Origin of the sequence: Paraburkholderia edwinii (assembly GCF_019428685.1) — a bacterium.
Classification (GTDB): domain Bacteria; phylum Pseudomonadota; class Gammaproteobacteria; order Burkholderiales; family Burkholderiaceae; genus Paraburkholderia; species Paraburkholderia edwinii.
This window is the reverse complement of sequence record NZ_CP080095.1, coordinates 2,447,510-2,465,058: the sequence shown is the minus strand read 5'-3', so window position 1 is coordinate 2,465,058 and position 17,549 is coordinate 2,447,510. Positions and strand designations below refer to the sequence as shown.

The following is a 17,549-nucleotide window of genomic DNA, read 5'->3' as shown; positions in this document are numbered from 1 at the left end:
ACTATGCTCGTATCCGAAAGCGCTACCCGCTCCTCCTCCATCTCCGCTTCGTGGTCGCGGCTCGCGATCTTCTTTCATTGGGCCACTGCGCTCGCCATTGCTATCGGCCTTCTAGCCATCGAAATACGCGGACCTAAAGGTTCCGCCAGCCGCGTGTTCTGGACCGGCATCCACATGTGGGCCGGCACGATCGTGCTGTGTCTTTCGGTGCTGCGCGTGTTATGGATGCTGTGGCACGGTACGCCGCGCGAGTTGCCGCATAGCCGCGTGCAGCTCTTTCTCGCGCGGGCCGTGCATCTCGCGCTGTATCTGCTTATCTTCGTGCAACCGCTGCTGGGCATTGCGATGGTCAATACCAGCGGCAGCGCCGTTCAACTGGCTGGCACCAGCGTGCAACTGCGGCTCTTCGCGAAAGATCCGGTCGCGCATCAGTTTCTGCACGACGCACACTTTCTGATTGGCAACACAGCATTCTGGCTGATCGGTTTGCATGCGCTTGCCGCGATCGTGCATCACACGGTGTTCAAGGACGCGACGCTTACGCGCATGCTAAAGGCCTCTAAGGACGATTGACGGCGAACGGCTGACCGCGCCGGCGCACTTCACGCGGCATCCTGTTCCCAGATCTCGTAGCCGGTGACGCGGCGAATCAACCCGTCTGCAATATGAAAGGTGTTGAGGCGCCGCACGCGCGCATGCGCGCCGACCGGCAGCGGACTTTTATCGAAGGCGTCGCCGGTCATCGTAAAGCTCACGCACGAATCGACGAATACGCGCTCGGGCGTCGCAAACTGCTCGAGCAACGCAAAACGCAAATCGCGCACGTTGCGAAAGAACTTCTGATAGTTCGCGCTGATTGCGCTGAGCCCGTCGTAGCTGACATTGCGCAACGGCGCTTCCCACACCGCATCGAATGCGCAAAGGCGCAGGCATTGATCGAGCCGTTGCGCATTCTCCTCCTGCAGGTAAACGCAGACCAGGTCGAGCGCGTACTGGCATCGCTCCTCATAACTTTCGGTCGTCGAGCGGCGCGACAAAATCGCGTCCACGCTGTCGGCACGACTCGCGCTGCCGGCGCAAGGCGTCTGCAGATCGTTCATTGTTTTTGCCCTTTGCTTGACTGTGTAAGCCGTTTTGCCTCGTGCCGATGAGGCTTCGAATCGTGGAATAAGCGCCTGGCAAAAGCGCCTGAAATAAGCGCCCGGCGTTGAACCGGTGAGCTTCGAATAAGGGAGGCTCGAACGGGCGCTCGCGCGCAGCTTGACTGCCCGCTCGTACTGCAAAGTGCCTCCGCTACCGAAAACACGCGAAGCGAGAGCCGTATTCCAGTAACACCGACCGAACGCATGCTTCGGGGTACTTCGGCGTGCTTCGCGCGCCCGCGCGCCCGCACACCACGCCCGCCGCGCGCGTCGCGATGGATAGTCATGACCATCGATACAGACGGATCCCTAGCATGTATCCGCGACGTCCAACAGCCCGGCACGTCGCGCCGCGCGCCGTTGTGCGGGCCCGGCATGCGAAGCATTCGGCTCCTACGTCTTAATCGATCGAACTACAGGCAATTCCAACAGAACATGGCCCAATACCACCCGAACACATCCGTTACGCCTCGCCGCACCTTTATCGCCGACATGGCCCGGCTGGCCGCGGCCGGCGTCGTCGGCGGATGGACGCCGATCTATCAGATCGCGGCGCATGCACAAGGTGCGGGCACGACGCCGCCGGGCTTTCCCGCCGGCATCACGCTGTATCGCCAGGCATTTCAGAACTGGAGCGGCGAAATTGCGGTCGCGAATGTGTGGACCGCGGCGCCCGAGACGCCCGCCGACGTCGCGACGATCGTCAACTGGGCACGCGCGAGCGGTTATCGCGTGCGCCCGCGCGGCTATATGCACAACTGGTCGCCGCTGACGCTCGAAGCAGGCAACGCGGCCCAGCAGGTCGTGCTGCTCGACATGACGAAGTCGCTTACGAAGGTATGGGTCGATACCTCATCGCGGCCGGCGCGCGTCACCGCGCAAACAGGCGTATCGCTCGAAACGCTGCTGGCGAAGCTCGAGACGCATGGCCTCGGCGTCACGGCGTGTCCGGCGCCCGGCGACATCACACTCGGTGGCGCGCTCGCGATCGGGGGGCATGGCACCGCGATTCCGGCCGCGCGTGAAACGCAATTGCCGGGCCATACGTACGGCTCGCTAAGCAATCTGATTCTCTCGCTGACCGCCGTCGTGTTCGATGCGGGCAAGCAGCAATACGTGCTGCGAACCTTCACGCGCAGCGACCCGGAAATCGGGGCGTTCCTTGTGCATGTCGGCCGCGCGCTGATTGTCGAGGTGACGCTTGAAGCCGGCACGAACCAGCGGCTGCGCTGCCAGAGCTTTGTCGATATTCCCGCCTCGGAGCTGTTCGCCGCGGGTGGATCGCGCGGTCGCACGGTCGCGTCGTTTCTCGATCAGTCGGGCCGTATGGAAGTGATCTGGTTTCCGTTCACCACGTGCCCGTGGCTCAAGGTCTGGACCGTGCAACCGGTAAAACCGCTTTTCTCGCGCACGGTGAACCAGCCGTTCAACTATCCGTTCTCCGACTCGATTACGCAGCCGGTCTCGGACCTTATCAAGCGCATTGTCACGCGCGGTGAATGCCAGCTGACGCCGCTGTTCGGGCAAACCCAGATGTCGATCGTCAGCGCCGGGCTCGCGCTGACGTTCTCGTCGGATATCTGGGGCTGGTCGCGCAACGTGCTGCAGTACATCCGGCCGTCCACGCTGCGCGTGACCGCGAACGGCTACGCGGTGCTGGCACGGCGCAGCGACGTGCAACGCGTGATCGCGGAATTCGTGCAGTTCTACCAGAACCGCGTCGACGTCTATCGCGCGCGTGGCGAGTACCCGATGAACGGGCCCGTCGAGATTCGCGTGACGGGCCTCGACCAGCCGGCCGACGCTGGCAGCGGCGCAGCCGCACCGCTGCTCTCGCCGCTGCGGCCGCGTCCCGACCGGCCGGACTGGAATATCGCGGTCTACTTCGACATCCTGACGATGCCCGGTACGCCCGGCGCGAATCGCTTCTACCGCGAGATTGAGCAATGGATGCTGTCGAACTACGCCGGCTCGTATGCGACGGTGCGGCCCGAGTGGTCGAAGGGCTGGGCGTATACCGACGGCGCTGCGTGGCAGGACATGCCGCTGATCGGCTCGGCGATTCCCGCTGCGTTTAGCGAAGGGCAGCCGGCCGGCGGCAGATGGGACGCCGCGCGTGCGGTGCTGAACCGATACGACCCGCAGCGGATTTTTACGTCGCCGCTGCTCGAGCGGCTGTTGCCGTGACGACGGTGCGTATCGGCATGCGCGCGGCGCGAACTCGCGCGCTTGATCCCGCTTAATCCTGCTCAAATCCCTTTTGGTGGCGGCCATTTGCGCCAACGATACCCGGCCAGACGGGACATCTGGCGCATTCAACGACAAGGAGGCCATTGTGCTCTCAGGTGTTTCAAACAACCAAACGTACAACTACGGCTATAGCGTCAGCGTGAGCAAAAGTGAAGACGCAAGCGGAAGCCAAGGTAACAACGAAAAGACCGCGCCAAAAGCGGCCGGTAAGTCGAATACGCAAATGACCGACGCGATTAACCGTGCCAACGAGATGCTGGACAACCCTGCCTTGAAGGTTGTCGGGGAAACGCTGAGCAAGATGGGCCCGATCGGTCAATTGATTCACTTCATACCCGATTTCTTTATCGGCCACCTCTTGTCGAAAGGCGGCGAAATGCTCGCTCATATGCTCGGCGACACCGGCAAGGTCGAAACGCACTTCGAAAGGGAACAGCGCGAAGGAGAGTACTGATCGCAACAAAGACACCGAACCGGTCGCTACCTGGAACAGGTCGCAGGCAACGTCGACCGCCAACGGCAGTGAACCCGAAGTTTCACTGCCACGGTGTTGCGCATGCACCGGCCGCCCGCAAGCGGCATGAGCGTGAGCGGCCGGACCTCGACATCCGGCCGCAGGTGCACTGCGCGCTGAGCGTCGCGTCAGCCTGTTCAGCTGTTCACGGTAGCGCATGCGCGCAGGCAGATTTTGACCGGGCATGCCGATCGCATGCGCCGGCCAACACCCGGCCAGACGGGAAATCTGGTATCCACATCTTAAGGAACAACCATTATGTGTATTGCAGCAATAGGGCAAGCTTTAAAGGGCGACTTCGCCGGCGCAGCCCACACTGAGGTCAGGAGCGCCACGGGCCTGATCGGCGCATTGCTCGGCGGCACGGAGAAATCCTCAGGCTCCAAAAATACGAACATCAACATCAACGTGAACGCCAACGCCAACTCGAACGTGGCCGCGAGCGGGGGCGGCAACACAAACACCAACACGAACACGAACGCGAGCGACTGGACGGCGGGCCGCACACGTGGCGGCTGTGAGCACAAGGGTGGCCACGGTGGCTGCGGCGCCTACGGCGGCCAAGGCGGTTACGGCAGCTACGGCACGGGCAATACATACGGCGCCAACGGTTTGTATAGCGGCTATGGCGGCGACGGCAAGACGGCCACTAGCACAAGCACCAGCGTCAGCCCGGACGGCACCGTGACGAAAACGACGACGCAAGTCAGCAGCTCGGGCGGCTACGGCTACGGTGCTGGCTACGGCACTGGCGAAGGACAGTTCGGTAGCCTCGGCTATTCGAGCGCGGCTAGCGGCGCATGGAATCTGGGCCGCGGCTTCGGCGAGTTGCCATCCTCGGAGGCGTTGTCTTCGGGGGCGTTGTCTTCCGGGAAGTCGATGTCGTTCGCCGCCATTATCGGACCGAAGTTTTTCCTCGATATGCTCGGCCTCGGAAACAGGCAGGCCGCGTAAGCGCTCTGCGCGTTATGCATTGCCGCTTCTAACTGTGTGCATGCCGGGCTAACCGCCCGGCATGCACACAGAGATCGACGTATCCAGTCACGCGACACGTTACCTCGACGCGCAAGCAGCTTCGTTCGTTGCCGCCCACAATTGCACGCGTCTACCGGCAAACCGGCCCGCGGCACGCGCCGCGGCGTGTTCCCGTGTTCCTTTCCCGCCACGCCATGTACGCCCGCCCACGCGGCAGGCATGCCGTCCATGCTACGATGCCCGGAACCGTATCGAGCATCGACCCGACATGGCAACCCTATACACAAAGCTAGGCGTAGCGGAAGACGCGAGCGCCGCCGAAATCAAACGCGCCTATCGCAAGGCCGCGATGAAGTGGCACCCCGACCGCAATGCCGGCAACGAAGAAGCCGCTCGCGCGACCTTCCTCGAAATCAAGGATGCGTACGAGATCCTCTCCAATCCGGACAAGCGCAAGGTCTACGACTCGGTCTATGCGACCGAAATGCATCGCTGGCAAACGCAGCAGCAACGCCGTCACGAACAGCAGCGGCAACATCACGAGCATCGGCAGCATGCGCATCAGCAGCACGCGCAGCAGCAACAGCAGCAGCGCGAGCGCGAAAGGTCCGAACGGGCAAGGCGCGAACGCGCCGAGCAGATCGCGGCCGAAGCGAAGTACCAGGAGCGCGTGAGCTTTGCGATGCGCTTCGCCGAACAAGGCCATAACCGCGATGTGCTGTTAGGCGTGCTGCTCGGCCGCGAATGCCCGCCCGAGGTCGCGGCGCGCATTGCCGACAGCGTCTGGGCGCTGCAGCAGGCGCGGGTCGGCGCGGCACGCGCCGCGGCGGCTACGCGCAAGAAACGACCCTCCCCGCGCGCGTACACCGCGACCACAAGCACCGCGCCGCGCACGGCGGCAGGCGGCAACAAGACCGACGCGCACGGCAAAAAGCCGTCAGGCTTCTTCGATTCGTTGTGGCATAGCTTCTTCGGCGTGCGCTCGTAAGGACGGGCGCGCGCGTTGCGCTGCAACGCGGCGCCCTGTCATCGTTCGGCCCCGTTTAGTCACGTTCGGTCTCGTTTAGTCGCGCCTGGTCATGTTTAGTCACGCCGGGTCGCGGCGCTTGCCATGCTCGCAAGACGGCACCGCCGCTTCCCGCCAGCCAACCGTATGACGAAACGTGATAGCGCGAACATTGTCGTGAGCCCTTAGCGTCGCCACGGCGCGACCTGCGCCGCATCGCCACCACCCTGCCCGCCATCCGCTTCGCCGCGATAACGCGCAATCGCTTCGCGCACAATGCCGCGGTCGATGTCGCCGTCATCGGCCAGCGCATTGAGCGCGGCGATCACGATCGACACGCGGTCCACTTCGAAGAACGCTCGCAGCGCGCTGCGCGTGTCGCTGCGGCCGAAGCCATCGGTGCCGAGCGTCACATAGCGACGGGGCACGTAGGCGCGAATCAGCTCGGGCACCGCTCGCACGTAATCGGTCGCTGCAATCACGGGACCTTCCGTTGCGTCGAGCGCGGCCGTCACATACGGGATGGGCGCGTCGTTCGATGTGCCGGGCGCGGTGCCGCTGTTGCGCGCCTGCCGCTCCGCTTCCATGCCGTCGCGCTGCAGTTCGGTGAAGCTCGTCACGCTCCATACCGCGGCGTCGATCTGCCAGTCGTCGGCAAGCATTTGCCGCGCGGCGATCGCCTCGCGCAGAATCGCGCCGGAGCCGAGCAGCTGCACGCGCGCGCTTTTCTGCTGCGTCGTGTGCGCAAGATCAGGATCGCGATCATGATCCCGATCGGCGCCGGAAATGGAAGCGGAAGCGGCCGCGGGCAACCGGTACATCCCCTTCAGAATCGGCTCGCGCAACGCATCGAACGTCGCGGCCGGCACCGACGGCTGCACATAGTTTTCGTTGGTGACGGTCACGTAATAGAACACGTCGCGCTGCGCGTCGACCATCTCGTGCATCCCCGCATCGACGATCGCCGCCACTTCATAAGCGAAGGCCGGATCGTACGCGCGGCAGTTCGGAATGGTCGATGCGGCCAGATGACTCGTGCCGTCCTGATGCTGCAGCCCTTCGCCGCCGAGCGTCGTCTTGCCCGCTGTCGCGCCGATCAGGAAGCCGCGCGCGCGTTGATCGGCCGCGGCCCAGATCAGGTCGCCAATGCGCTGGAAGCCGAACATCGAGTAGTAGATGTAGAACGGCAGCATCGGCAGATCGTGCACGCTGTACGACGTCGCCGCCGCGATCCACGACGACACCGCGCCCGCTTCCGAGATGCCTTCTTCGAGAATCTGCCCTTTCGTATCTTCGCGGTAATAGAGCATCGAGCCGAGATCCTCAGGCTCGTAGAGCTGCCCAAGCGGCGAATAGATACCGACCTGGCGGAACATGTTCGCCATGCCGAAGGTACGCGCTTCATCGGCGACGATCGGCACGATCCGCGGTCCGAGCGCGCGGTCTTTCAGCAGCGCGGTGAGCATGCGCACGAGCGCCATCGTCGTCGAGATTTCGCGGTCGTTCGAGTCGAGCGCGAATTGCGCCCAGTCCTGCACCGCAGGCACCGCGAGCCCTTGCGTCGCGGTACGGCGGCGGCGCGGCAGATAACCGCCGAGCGATTCGCGGCGCGCGTGCAGGTATTGCATTTCGGGGCTGTCCGCGGCGGGCTTGTAAAACTTCAGCTGCTCGACATCGTCATCGGAGAGCGGCAGACGGAAGCGGTCGCGGAATGCCTTCAGTTCGTCGACGCCGAGCTTTTTCTGCTGATGCGTCGTCATGCGGCCCTGCCCGACCGCGCCCATGCCGAAGCCCTTCATGGTCTTCGCGAGAATCACGGTTGGCTGGCCGCGATGACGGCGCGCCTGCTGATACGCGGCAAACAGCTTGCGCGCATCGTGGCCGCCGCGGCGCAGGCGATCGATATCGTCGTCGATCATCTGCTCGACGAGCGCCGCGAGCGCCGGATTCTGCCCGAAGAAATGCGCGCGGTTGTAGGCGCCGTCGTTCGCCGAAAAGGTCTGGAACTGGCCGTCGACGGTCTCTGCGAACGCGCGCAGCAACGCGCCGCTTTTATCGCGCTCGAACAGCGCATCCCAGTCGGAGCCCCACAGCACCTTGATCACATTCCAGCCCGCGCCGTTGAACTGCGCTTCGAGTTCGTCGACGATGCGGCCGTTGCTGCGCACGGGTCCATCGAGCCGCTGCAAATTGCAGTTGATGACGAACACGAGATTGTCGAGCCCTTCGCGCGCGGCGAGCGAGAGCGCGCCGATCGATTCGGGCTCGTCCATCTCGCCGTCGCCGAAAAAGCCCCAGACGGTGCGTCCGTCGGTTTGCGCGAGACCGCGGTTTTGCAGATAGCGCATGAAGCGCGCCTGGTAGATTGAGTTGATCGGACCGATGCCCATCGAGCCGGTCGGAAACTGCCAGAAATCAGGCATCAGCCACGGATGCGGATACGAACAGAGGCCGGGGCCTGCGATTTCGCGGCGATAGTGACGCAAGTGCTGTTCGTCGAGAAAGCCTTCGAGGAACGCGCGCGCGTAGACGCCCGGCGACGAATGCGGCTGGAAGTAGACGAGGTCGCCGCCGCTTCCGTCGCGGTTTGCTTCGCTGTTCCCTTCGCTTTTTCCGTCGGCAGCGCCTTCGATATGGGCCGCCGATGCGCGAAAGAAGTGGTTAAAGCCGACTTCGAACAGATCGGCCGCCGACGCGTAGCTGGCGATATGGCCGCCCAGTTCGCCATACGCCTTGTTGGCGCGCACCACCATCGCGAGCGCGTTCCAGCGCAAGGCGGCCGCGAGTTTTTCCTCGAGTTCGACATTGCCCGGATAGCGGCCCTGCTGTTCGAGCGCGATCGTGTTCTGGTAGGGCGTAAAGCGCGTGCGGGCGGATTGCACGCCGAGCGAGCGCGCGTGTTCGGCGAGACGATCGAACAGGAACTGTGCGCGGTCCTTGCCGGCGTGTTCGAGTACGCCTTGCAGCGCATCGAGCCATTCGGTGGTTTCCTGCGGGTCGGCGTCTTCGTTGAGCCGCCGCAGTTGCTCATTGCCATTGGACAAGTCCGTCATCGCACACTCCACATCCGGTTGCCGATCGATGGTTCATCGGGATGAGGAACATGTTAGCGGGGAGCCCACAAAATGTGCGTCTCATTTGCTTGCGTTTTCGGATTTGGATAGTGTATTTATTCTTAAACTCGCGCCACAACCGGAATAAACACACTATGACCACGCCCAATCGCCCCAACGTCACGTCCCGCCGACTCGACCGCATCGATATCGGCATCCTGAACGAGCTGCAGCAGAACGCGCGCATTACGAATTCGGAGCTGGCGCGCGCGGTGAACCTGTCGGCGACGCCGTGTTTTAACCGGGTGCGGGCGCTCGACAAGCTTGGGCTTTTCAAGCAGCAGGTCACGCTGCTGAACCCGGAGGTGCTGGGTTTGCAGATCAACGTGTTTATTCAGGTGAGTCTGGAAAAGCAGGTCGAAGACGGGCTGCGGCGCTTCGAACAGGCGATCGATGAGCGGCCGGAGGTGATGGAGTGTTATCTGATGACGGGCGACGCGGACTATTTGCTGCGGGTCGTGATGCCGGATATTCAGGCGCTCGAGCGGTTTATTGTCGATCACCTGACAAAGATACCAGGCGTGTCAAACATCCGATCGAGCTTCGCGTTGAAGCAGGTGCGCTACAAGACGGCGCTGCCGTTGCCGGCGGGCGGGCTGACGCTGCATGGGCGGGAAGACGAAAACGACGCGTGAGACGGCTTCGCCGTTCGTTCTCGTCCTTTGTGCTTCGCGGTTGAGGCTTGGGTTGAGGTTGCGTTTGACGTTCGCGTCAAACATCGACCCAATCGGCGAACGTGGCGGCCTGACCGCGGTAGTTGCCGTCTTGATCGACTAGATTCCAGACGATGGCTTTTTCGATCCAGAAGCGGCGTCCGGACTTGGCGATGCGTTGACCGCGATAGTCGGCGGAGAAGCCTTTGGTGCGGACATCGTCGAGCAGACGCGCGCGTTCTTCGCGATTGGGCTGTTCGGCGGAGAGCCGTGACTGAAGCGTGACGAACTCATCCCAGTTGTACTCGAAGCAGCGTTGCGCGGTGCGGTTGGCGTACACGAAGCGCGGGTCGGCGTCGGTGTTGTGGGAGAGCACGACGAACGGCGCGTCTTCGTAGAGCCATCGCGCGAGGTCGGCGGCGGGGACATCATGTGGAACCAGTGGTTTGCCGACGAGGCGTTGATAGGTGTCGGTGAGGAGCGAGGCGAAAGCGGGATCGGTGGCGAGGGAAGTCATGGCGCGTGCGGGTATGAGATACGAACAGGTAAGCGCGAAGTTGCGAAGCAAAGTGCGCATCGGTCTTCATACTAGCGTAGCGTTGCTCGCGTTGCAGCGAGGCAGGCGAAGCCATTTCGCGTTCGCGCGCGCGAACGTTACAGCACTTGTTGAGATTACGTATCTGCGCGATATGTAGCGCACTACTTCTGACTTCAATGCACGTTGACCGGAACGAGTGCAGCAGACGCAACACGAAATGGCAGACCGACACGATCACTTCCGGCAGGCGGATGCGTGGTTGCCGGTCCGACCTCTATTGCTGAGTTACTGGTTGGTTCCCGTTGGCTGAAGCGCTAGTGTTTCGTTACTGGATCGGATTCGTTGTTGAGTTGATATTCGATGCAGTCCCACTGATCGGGCGGGCAGTCGCAGAAGTATTCGATGCAGTTTCTATCGAGAGCGGCTTCCGATTCAGCGAGGGTGGCGAGTTGTTCGATGGTTTCGAGCATGGCGACGCGATCGATGAGTGACACGCCGGCGCGGCGGATCGCGCGCGCGAGGGCGGCGATTTTTGCGGCTTGATCGCTAAAGCGTTCGGCGTTCTCCATCGCGGTTGCGTTGACGCGGTTGAGCAGGACAAGGCGTCTTGCGATCTGATCGTGAGTTAGCGATTGAAGAGCTTCGAGCGTGATTTGATTCGACATAGCGCCTCCTTGGAGCGAGACCCGGAGTACCTGATTGGAGAAGGTGAGCGGGCACAGTGATGAGGTGGGAAAACCGGCACCAGCAACAGACCGGCGAGCCTCTCGGCTCCCTCACCACGGCCCGCCCATTGACGCGGAGGCGATGGCAAGCGCAGGGCCTGCGAAGCAGGCGCCGTGCGGTTTCTGGTGAGCGGGTTTCCCAACCCGGCCGTCGCTGTTTCGACGGCCAGGCCAGTATAGGCGGACCGTTTTTTGAGAGATCAACCGCCCTGGCTAAAACGCGCCAGCCCGAGATTCAGCAAAAATACGTAGGGAAACAGCGCATCACAACGAGCCTTAAAAGAAGGTGTTGTGCCCAACCGAGAGGCGCGCGTAGCGCGCGGAGCGGGATGAATGAGCGCCTTGTCACTGGGGTATGTGGTGCGAAGGGTCAGTGGGTCCGCGCACCACTACCTTTACTGTGCGGGGTTCCCGCTTAGCACCCGAAGCGCCTTTCTTTTGCCTACTTTTCTTTGGCAAGACAAAGAAAAGTAGGTGCCGCCCCGCACAGGGGCAACGCCAGCGCCGCGAGGCGAATCGCGGATGCCCACGCCGGGCAAGGCAAACCAAAAAAAACGCGAAACCATGACCATGGCCCCTTTCCCATAACTCCATGCCCTCCGCATCCCCAATGAAGAAATTTTTTATGAGATAGCCAATTAGTTATCCTCCTTTCTCTATCCGCACGTACCCTCATCACGCGGCGCCTCGCTACGCTCGAAAACGCGAATAAACAATGACCAAATGCGACAATCCCCGCTGTCCTGTGTGCTATCCGAACTGGCGCGAAGAAGAAGCCGCTGCAAAAAAGCGGGTTGAAGACGATCGACAGAAGTGCGTCGATTACTGGCGTCACTACCAGAAGCTGGCCGAAACGATTGTGGCCGTCGAAGATCCCATTGCGCGCAACCGCAGGATCAATGCGGCCTACGCGGGCTTGTGGCTCGACGACCGCCGCTTTGAATGGGCTGGACTGGCCGCCTTCGCATCGAAGCAGGTCGGCTGTGGCCTGCTTCACGCGGCCGAAATGATCAACAAATCGAATCGGCAACGCGACGCCTATCAAGAGTGGGAACGAGGCAGTTTGCCGCTTGAGCGGCTATCGCCCTATGCGTCGCCGCGCATGCCCATACCAAACCAGATTTCGGGAGAAAGCGCACTGAACGCTTATCGGATGCTGGTAAAGGGAAACATGTCACTATTTCTCGATATTTGGCCGCTGCATATGCTCTATAAGGAGTTCGGGCTTGCGCGCTTCGAGCAGTGCCTTGAGGAAAGAGCTCAACTTCGCGGCTCGGTTATCTGGCCCATCGCTAATCGCGTTCCATTCGCCGCAATACGGGCCGAAGTCAGACAGGGTTTCCGGTCGATCGACGCCGGCAATGTCACCGAGAGCGTTAGACTTCTGGCCCGACATGAGCAGATCAACATCCTTCAACCGGCCATGTACGACGACTCCGGATTCGAGATGCTCATGCGCGCAAACCAGTTTGCATGGGCATTGAACATTCCGACCGGATCCGCGCGAGAAATTCAGCTCACGCTAGCGAATCAGTGCACGGTGGCAGGAGCAAACGCACAAATCGAAATCTTCAGCAAGCAGCCTCTCGCAAACCTGGCCGATCCTAATCAGAGAATGGCGTTCGTCATGCGCGCAGCGGAGCGGTTCCATAATCTGTTGCAAGATCCGATTGAGCGACATTCCGTGGAAAATTCCCATCGTCTGATTGCACCGCCAAGATGAATACGCTCCGTCGAAAATGGCTTCGGTATTTCGCCGTCTTATTGATGGGCTCCGTGGCCGTCTGGGGCGTCTATACGGTGACGCGTCCTCCCGATGTCGTGGTGGTGAGGCTCGGCGAACCTTATGAAAAGGTGCGACTGCAATCGCGGTCGACGTTACCAGTCGCGACGGACGAAAACTCGATTGATCTACGCGTCGCGCGGCCCGCTTCCTTGCGTTTCAGCGACCCGGAGCATGGGTTTGTTACGCCGGTGGCCCGGTTGCTGAGTATTTATACGAGTCAGCATGGCGATGTGTCGATCGTCACCCTTTCGCCACAAACGCAGACGCTACCTCTTGCAGAGGCCATGGCAATCGCCCTTGATTTGCAGCAGCAGTTAGGCCGGCGCGGCTGGCATCCGATCCGGTCGAGCGGCTTCGCACCGATCAGCAACACGCCCGCGATGGTAGAGAGGATCCGGCGTGGCGATGATCCGCACAGCGTCTGGCAGGTTGCCGGAAAATACCAGGTGACGTTGGATATCCGCCGATTCGTTCATGAAAATCGGCCGGTCGACGAGCGCTACCTCGTTACGCTGGAACTGAGCGGCCCGCCATTGACGGAGATCCAGCCGGAAAAATAGACGGCGCCATCCGACAGAAAAACTTCGTCATCCGGACACCGATCAGGAAACGAGAACAACCAGCACAGGAAGACTGCGCCACTGCGACGCACGCGAAGTCATTCGCGTCCCGCGCCTCTTTATGCCCAACCGAGACGCGTGCGTAGCACGCGGAGCGGGATGAATGAGCGCCTTGTCACTGGGGAAAGTGGTGCGATGGGTCAGTGGGTCCGCGCACCACTATCTTTACTGTGCGGGGTTCCCGCTTAGGACCCGAGGCGCCTTTCTTTTGCCTACTTTTCTTTGGCAAGACAAAGAAAAGTAGGTGCCGCCCCGCACAGGGGCAACGCTTGCGCCGCGAGGCGAATCGCGGATGCCCACGTCGGGCAAGGCAGACCAAAAAAACCAAAAACCAGCCAAACCACAAAAACCCACACCCCGGGAATATCCCCATCCAAACGGATGTTAAACAGTGAAGCCAACGATGCGCCCTGAGCGCACTCACTCGCATCGCATGGCGACCACGCATACGGCGAACGCGCAACGCGCACCCGCCCCACGGCCCCCACATCCCCGAAGGAGAATCCCGCATGCTGACCCGCTTCCGCCCCGGCCCCTCATTACAGGAACAAGTCGAGCAACTCGGCCTACTGGCCGACCTATCCGGCCGCTGGTCCGGCCGCGGCTTCAACCTGATCTCGCTCCCCGACTTCGATTCAACGCCCCCGAGCACGGGCCCGAAACCATTCCGCGTGTTGCTCTCGGCCACCCACGAAACACTCGAACTCGAACCGATCGGCGCCCACGTCCCGAACCGCGGCTCGGAATCGCAAGCCGCCCCCACCACTGGCCAACCCGACATCACCCTCTTCGGCCTGCGCTATCTGCAACGAATCAACGATGTCGATTCGCACGAGCCGTTGCACATCGAAAACGGCTTCTGGCTCAACGTCCCGTCGAGCGCGATTCCGAAGGAAGACCCCTCGATCGTGCGACAAGGCTCGATCCCTCACGGCTCGTCGATTCTCGCGCAAGGCAAGGCCTTCGAATCGCAGGACGGCAAGCCGAAATTCGCCACGCTCGATTCGACGCCGCAACGCAATCCGGCCGGCGCCGCGCTCTCGAGCAACTATCTCGAACCGCTGACCACCGCCACCCTGCCCGCGCGCATCACGAACAAGGACGCGGTGAAGAACCCGAATGTCGTGCTCGCCGATGCAATCCAGCCGTTTATCGAACATATGACGGCCACCACCGTGCTCAGCATTTCGAGCAAGACCGCGGGCGGCGTGCTCAACATTCCGTTCCTGCAGAACACGACGAACAACAACGCGGCAGCCACGGCCATCGAAGCGACGTTCTGGATCGAGACCGTGCAGCCCGATAAGGGTCACCCGTTTCAGCTTCTGCAGTATTCCCAAATCGTGACGCTGAACTTCCTCGGCATCGACTGGCCGCATATTTCGGTGGCGACGCTATTCAGGCAATAAGCTTCGGGCAATAAGCAAGGCGGTCGAGGGTCTAACCTTCATTGTCGCCCGACGGATCCGGTGTGATCGGCGGCTTGAAATCCGGATCGATCTCGTCGTGCCGTGCCGGCTCGCGCGAACGGTCGCGCGAGCCTTCCTCGCGCGTACGTTTGGCCGCCGCGCGTGCAATTTCTTCAGCCTCCTGTTCGGCGAGCGGCGCTTCCGGTCCGCCCGGCTCATCCATCGTGTTTGCCGGATCGTTGGGCTTCACGTTGGGCTGCCTGTTTGGCCGCGCGTGCGACTGGGTTCGCGACGGCGGCGTGCTCGAGGCTCGTGTCATGGCGTTGCTCCTCACGAAAAACGCATCGGCGCGCATCAGGATGCATTGACGCGCACTAATGGGTATTAACGAGTATTAACGCGCGTTAACGAATACGCGTACCCCAGCGATGCAATACCCATTCCCGTGAGCGCGCGGCAAATCACGTGCAACGTGTCGTTGTTCGGAACTTCGGATGCCACGCTGCGCGGCTTCACAACCCTTCACTGCCCTTGCCGCGTCCGCGCAATCGTACGCATCAACTCGATCAACGCATCGGGGTTCACCGGCTTCACGAGGTGATGCGCAAAGCCCGACGCACGCGAGCGCGCGAAATCCTCGGGCTGACTAAAGCCCGTCAACGCGATCAGCACCGGGCACACGCGCTGCGATTTCGCCGCGAGATGCCGCGCAATCTCGTGCCCGCTCATGCCCGGCAGCGCGATATCGAGCAACGCGACATCGGGATCGAACTGCTCGGCAAGCGCGAGCGCTGACGGACCATCGGCCGCCGTGCGCGTGTCGTGCATATCGAGCACGAGGGCAAGCGACTCGGCCGCGTCGCGATTGTCGTCGACAATCAGGATACGCAGGCGCCGTCGAGTCGCCTCGGCATACGCGTCATCTGTGTAGCGGCCGCCGTCCGCGTAGCGTTCGTCGGCCAGCGGCATATCGGCTGGCGCCGCGGCCGGCATCGGTGCGATCGCGAGCGGCAGCGTGATCGAAAATTCGCAGCCCTTGCCAACGCCGTCGCTGGCCACCGAGATCGTGCCGCCATGCATGTCGATCAGCTTGCGCGCCACGAAGAGGCCAATCCCGAGGCCATCGCGCGCGCGGCCCGCGGGCGGCGTCGCCTGCATGAACAGGTCGAACAGCGCCGGCAGCTCAGTGGCCGCGACGCCGATGCCGCTGTCCTTCACCGCGACGCGCGCGCGGCCGTTCACGACTTCCGCGCGGATATGAATCTCGCCGCCGTCGTCCGTGTACTTGATTGCGTTATCGACGAGATTCGAGAGGATTTGCGTGAGCCGCGTGCGATCGCCGTCGACCGGAATCGGTGTGGCGCGCGTGTTCAGAAAAATGCGGTGGCGGCGCTGCTCCGCGGCCGGCCCGTTGATTTCCATCGCGCGGCCGATCGCGTCGCGCAGGTCGAGCACTTCGCGCTTCAGATTGATGCGGCCCGTCGTGATGCGCGACACGTCGAGCAGATCGTCGATCAGATGCGAGAGGTGGTGGCTTTGCCGCTCGAGCACCGCCTGCACCCAGCGGATTTTCGGCGGCAGATCTTCGCTGTCCTGCTTGAGCACATGTGCGGCGTTGCGGATCGGCGCAAGCGGATTGCGCAGTTCGTGCGCCAGCGTCGCGAGAAACACATCCTTGCGCCGGTCCGCTTCCTTCAGCGCTTCCTGCGCATTGGCGCGCGCGGTGATATCGGCGAGCGTGCCGACAAACGAATACAGCACGCCATGCACGTCGTAGCGAAAACGTCCGTGCATTTCGAGCACACGCAGCGCGCGGTCGCCGATACGAAATGCGCGAAACACCGTATGGAACGGCCGGTGCGCCTGCTCGTCGGCCGTATAGCGTTCGACGAATCCGGCGCCATCGTCCGGATGCATGAAATCGCGCATGAAATCTTCGGTCGTGAGCGGCCCGGCGTCGATCGGCTGCCCGGTAATTTCATACATGCGCGCGTTTTCCCAGACGCCCGAGCGCGTCACCGCATTCCATTCGAAGATGCCGAGGCCCGCCGCGCCCGCCGCGATACGCAGCCGCTCGTCGCTTTCCTGACGCGCGGCGAGCGCCCGGTCGCGCTCGCGCAGCGATGCGCCGATCCGCTGGTTCTGCTCGTCGAGCAGCTGGCGGATCGCGCCGTGGATCGTCGCGCTGAAAAAGCTTTCGATGATCTGGTGTGCGCCGGCCTGCTCGGTGCGCGGCGACAGCGTGTTCGCGAAATATTCGCGCACCACATGTTGCACGCTGACCTGCAGCAGATCGAGTTCGCGATACAGCTCGTCGAGCTGGTAGCCGTGCAGCCAGCGCTTGCGCGCATACTGGCGCGCATCGAAATCGATCCGCGCATTGAGCGCGGAATTCGGCACCGCGGTCAGCGCGGAGCAGATCTCGCCATAAAGTTGCGGGAGCAGGTCGATCAGTTGCCGGTTCGTCAGCCGGTCCGCCGGTTCGATCGACGGGTCGGAGCGGACCGCGCGCAGCCAGCGGCGGGTAATGCGCCAGCGCTTGAAGCGAATATGTACTGCGAGATCCGCATATGGCCCGGCTTCGGGCGCTATTGTCGTGTTCAAGCGTGTGTCATGCGATGTTGCGTCAAGTTGCGGAAGATATCACGCGAACCCGATCCGGTTTTTGAAGAATGCGAACCTTGTTTCCGGCAAACGACATATTCGTCAGTCGTTTGAGTCATCAATGTCCGGACACGCCGGTCGGCACGCACTCGCCCTCTCCTCGCCTTGCCTCGTTCTGCTTTGCAGCGCGGTATGCGCGCCAGTTGCACGCAAT

Annotated in this window: 15 protein-coding genes; 9 read left to right on the top strand and 6 right to left on the bottom strand. The window is 62.2% G+C overall.

The window, feature by feature from the left end; all coding sequences use genetic code 11:
* The first annotated feature begins 3 nt into the window (after positions 1 to 3).
* On the top strand, positions 4 to 573 hold the full coding sequence (locus KZJ38_RS10890; RefSeq protein WP_219795925.1) for a cytochrome b: 570 nt from the start codon (positions 4 to 6) through the stop codon (positions 571 to 573).
* A gap of 29 nt (positions 574 to 602) precedes the next feature.
* Here KZJ38_RS10890 and KZJ38_RS10885 read toward each other — a convergent pair whose 3' ends face one another.
* Complete coding sequence (locus KZJ38_RS10885) at positions 603 to 1,100, bottom strand: nuclear transport factor 2 family protein (RefSeq protein WP_219795924.1); 498 nt, start codon at positions 1,098 to 1,100, stop codon at positions 603 to 605.
* 477 nt (positions 1,101 to 1,577) lie between these two features.
* On the opposite strand from KZJ38_RS10885, the gene KZJ38_RS10880 reads away from it, so the two are divergent.
* From KZJ38_RS10880 to KZJ38_RS10865, 4 genes are all read left to right on the top strand, one after another.
* The gene (locus KZJ38_RS10880; protein WP_246641715.1) at positions 1,578 to 3,329 is read left to right on the top strand and encodes a cholesterol oxidase substrate-binding domain-containing protein; all 1,752 of its coding nucleotides are present in this window, start codon (positions 1,578 to 1,580) and stop codon (positions 3,327 to 3,329) included.
* Positions 3,330 to 3,402: 73 nt separating this feature from the next.
* Positions 3,403 to 3,846 carry a hypothetical protein gene (locus KZJ38_RS10875; RefSeq protein WP_219800037.1) on the top strand — a complete coding sequence of 148 codons (444 nt, stop codon included), beginning with the start codon at positions 3,403 to 3,405 and terminating at the stop codon, positions 3,844 to 3,846.
* Positions 3,847 to 4,164: 318 nt separating this feature from the next.
* A complete protein-coding gene (locus tag KZJ38_RS10870) occupies positions 4,165 to 4,860 on the top strand; it encodes a hypothetical protein (protein WP_219800036.1) in 696 nt (231 codons plus the stop codon).
* Positions 4,861 to 5,149: 289 nt separating this feature from the next.
* Entirely contained in the window at positions 5,150 to 5,869 is a 720-nt protein-coding gene (locus KZJ38_RS10865; RefSeq protein WP_219800035.1) for a J domain-containing protein, read from the top strand.
* Positions 5,870 to 6,072: 203 nt separating this feature from the next.
* Here KZJ38_RS10865 and mdeB read toward each other — a convergent pair whose 3' ends face one another.
* Complete coding sequence (gene mdeB / locus KZJ38_RS10860) at positions 6,073 to 8,940, bottom strand: alpha-ketoglutarate dehydrogenase (protein ID WP_219800034.1); 2,868 nt, start codon at positions 8,938 to 8,940, stop codon at positions 6,073 to 6,075.
* A 155-nt stretch (positions 8,941 to 9,095) separates the two neighbouring features.
* On the opposite strand from mdeB, the gene KZJ38_RS10855 reads away from it, so the two are divergent.
* The gene (locus KZJ38_RS10855) at positions 9,096 to 9,635 is read left to right on the top strand and encodes an Lrp/AsnC family transcriptional regulator (RefSeq protein WP_219800033.1); all 540 of its coding nucleotides are present in this window, start codon (positions 9,096 to 9,098) and stop codon (positions 9,633 to 9,635) included.
* Positions 9,636 to 9,711: 76 nt separating this feature from the next.
* Here KZJ38_RS10855 and KZJ38_RS10850 read toward each other — a convergent pair whose 3' ends face one another.
* Positions 9,712 to 10,170, bottom strand: coding sequence for an MEKHLA domain-containing protein (locus KZJ38_RS10850; RefSeq protein WP_219800032.1), 459 nt, complete (start codon positions 10,168 to 10,170; stop codon positions 9,712 to 9,714).
* Positions 10,171 to 10,505: 335 nt separating this feature from the next.
* Positions 10,506 to 10,760 (bottom strand): hypothetical protein, encoded by a 255-nt coding sequence (locus tag KZJ38_RS10845; protein ID WP_219800031.1) that lies wholly within the window; start codon positions 10,758 to 10,760, stop codon positions 10,506 to 10,508.
* Positions 10,761 to 11,631: 871 nt separating this feature from the next.
* Between KZJ38_RS10845 and KZJ38_RS10840 the strand changes: the two genes are divergently transcribed.
* From KZJ38_RS10840 to KZJ38_RS10830, 3 genes are all read left to right on the top strand, one after another.
* Positions 11,632 to 12,639: a DUF2515 family protein gene (locus KZJ38_RS10840; protein ID WP_219800030.1), complete on the top strand. Its 1,008-nt coding sequence runs from the start codon at positions 11,632 to 11,634 to the stop codon at positions 12,637 to 12,639.
* A complete protein-coding gene (locus KZJ38_RS10835; protein ID WP_219800029.1) occupies positions 12,636 to 13,262 on the top strand; it encodes a flagellar biosynthesis sigma factor in 627 nt (208 codons plus the stop codon). Before KZJ38_RS10840 ends, KZJ38_RS10835 begins: the two co-directional genes overlap by 4 nt.
* 569 nt (positions 13,263 to 13,831) lie before the next feature.
* Positions 13,832 to 14,731, top strand: a complete 900-nt coding sequence (locus KZJ38_RS10830) for a heme-binding protein (protein ID WP_219800028.1) — start codon at positions 13,832 to 13,834, stop codon at positions 14,729 to 14,731.
* Between the two features lie 31 nt (positions 14,732 to 14,762).
* Here the strand turns inward: KZJ38_RS10830 and KZJ38_RS10825 are convergent, their stop codons facing one another.
* Together KZJ38_RS10825 and KZJ38_RS10820 are read right to left on the bottom strand one after the other, a co-directional pair.
* A complete protein-coding gene (locus KZJ38_RS10825) occupies positions 14,763 to 15,050 on the bottom strand; it encodes a hypothetical protein (protein ID WP_219800027.1) in 288 nt (95 codons plus the stop codon).
* A gap of 203 nt (positions 15,051 to 15,253) precedes the next feature.
* Positions 15,254 to 17,335 carry a hybrid sensor histidine kinase/response regulator gene (locus tag KZJ38_RS10820; protein WP_246641714.1) on the bottom strand — a complete coding sequence of 694 codons (2,082 nt, stop codon included), beginning with the start codon at positions 17,333 to 17,335 and terminating at the stop codon, positions 15,254 to 15,256.
* Positions 17,336 to 17,549: the final 214 nt, after the last annotated feature.

Bases quoted from the DNA above. Each gene is read 5' to 3' on its own strand.
- KZJ38_RS10890 (WP_219795925.1), top strand. From the start codon at position 4: ATGCTCGTATCCGAAAGCGCTACCCGCTCCTCCTCCATCTCCGCTTCG.
- KZJ38_RS10885 (WP_219795924.1), bottom strand. From the start codon at position 1,100: ATGAACGATCTGCAGACGCCTTGCGCCGGCAGCGCGAGTCGTGCCGAC.
- KZJ38_RS10880 (WP_246641715.1), top strand. From the start codon at position 1,578: ATGGCCCAATACCACCCGAACACATCCGTTACGCCTCGCCGCACCTTT.
- KZJ38_RS10870 (WP_219800036.1), top strand. From the start codon at position 4,165: ATGTGTATTGCAGCAATAGGGCAAGCTTTAAAGGGCGACTTCGCCGGC.
- KZJ38_RS10865 (WP_219800035.1), top strand. From the start codon at position 5,150: ATGGCAACCCTATACACAAAGCTAGGCGTAGCGGAAGACGCGAGCGCC.
- mdeB (WP_219800034.1), bottom strand. From the start codon at position 8,940: ATGACGGACTTGTCCAATGGCAATGAGCAACTGCGGCGGCTCAACGAA.
- KZJ38_RS10855 (WP_219800033.1), top strand. From the start codon at position 9,096: ATGACCACGCCCAATCGCCCCAACGTCACGTCCCGCCGACTCGACCGC.
- KZJ38_RS10850 (WP_219800032.1), bottom strand. From the start codon at position 10,170: ATGACTTCCCTCGCCACCGATCCCGCTTTCGCCTCGCTCCTCACCGAC.
- KZJ38_RS10845 (WP_219800031.1), bottom strand. From the start codon at position 10,760: ATGGAGAACGCCGAACGCTTTAGCGATCAAGCCGCAAAAATCGCCGCC.
- KZJ38_RS10840 (WP_219800030.1), top strand. From the start codon at position 11,632: ATGACCAAATGCGACAATCCCCGCTGTCCTGTGTGCTATCCGAACTGG.
- KZJ38_RS10835 (WP_219800029.1), top strand. From the start codon at position 12,636: ATGAATACGCTCCGTCGAAAATGGCTTCGGTATTTCGCCGTCTTATTG.
- KZJ38_RS10830 (WP_219800028.1), top strand. From the start codon at position 13,832: ATGCTGACCCGCTTCCGCCCCGGCCCCTCATTACAGGAACAAGTCGAG.
- KZJ38_RS10825 (WP_219800027.1), bottom strand. From the start codon at position 15,050: ATGACACGAGCCTCGAGCACGCCGCCGTCGCGAACCCAGTCGCACGCG.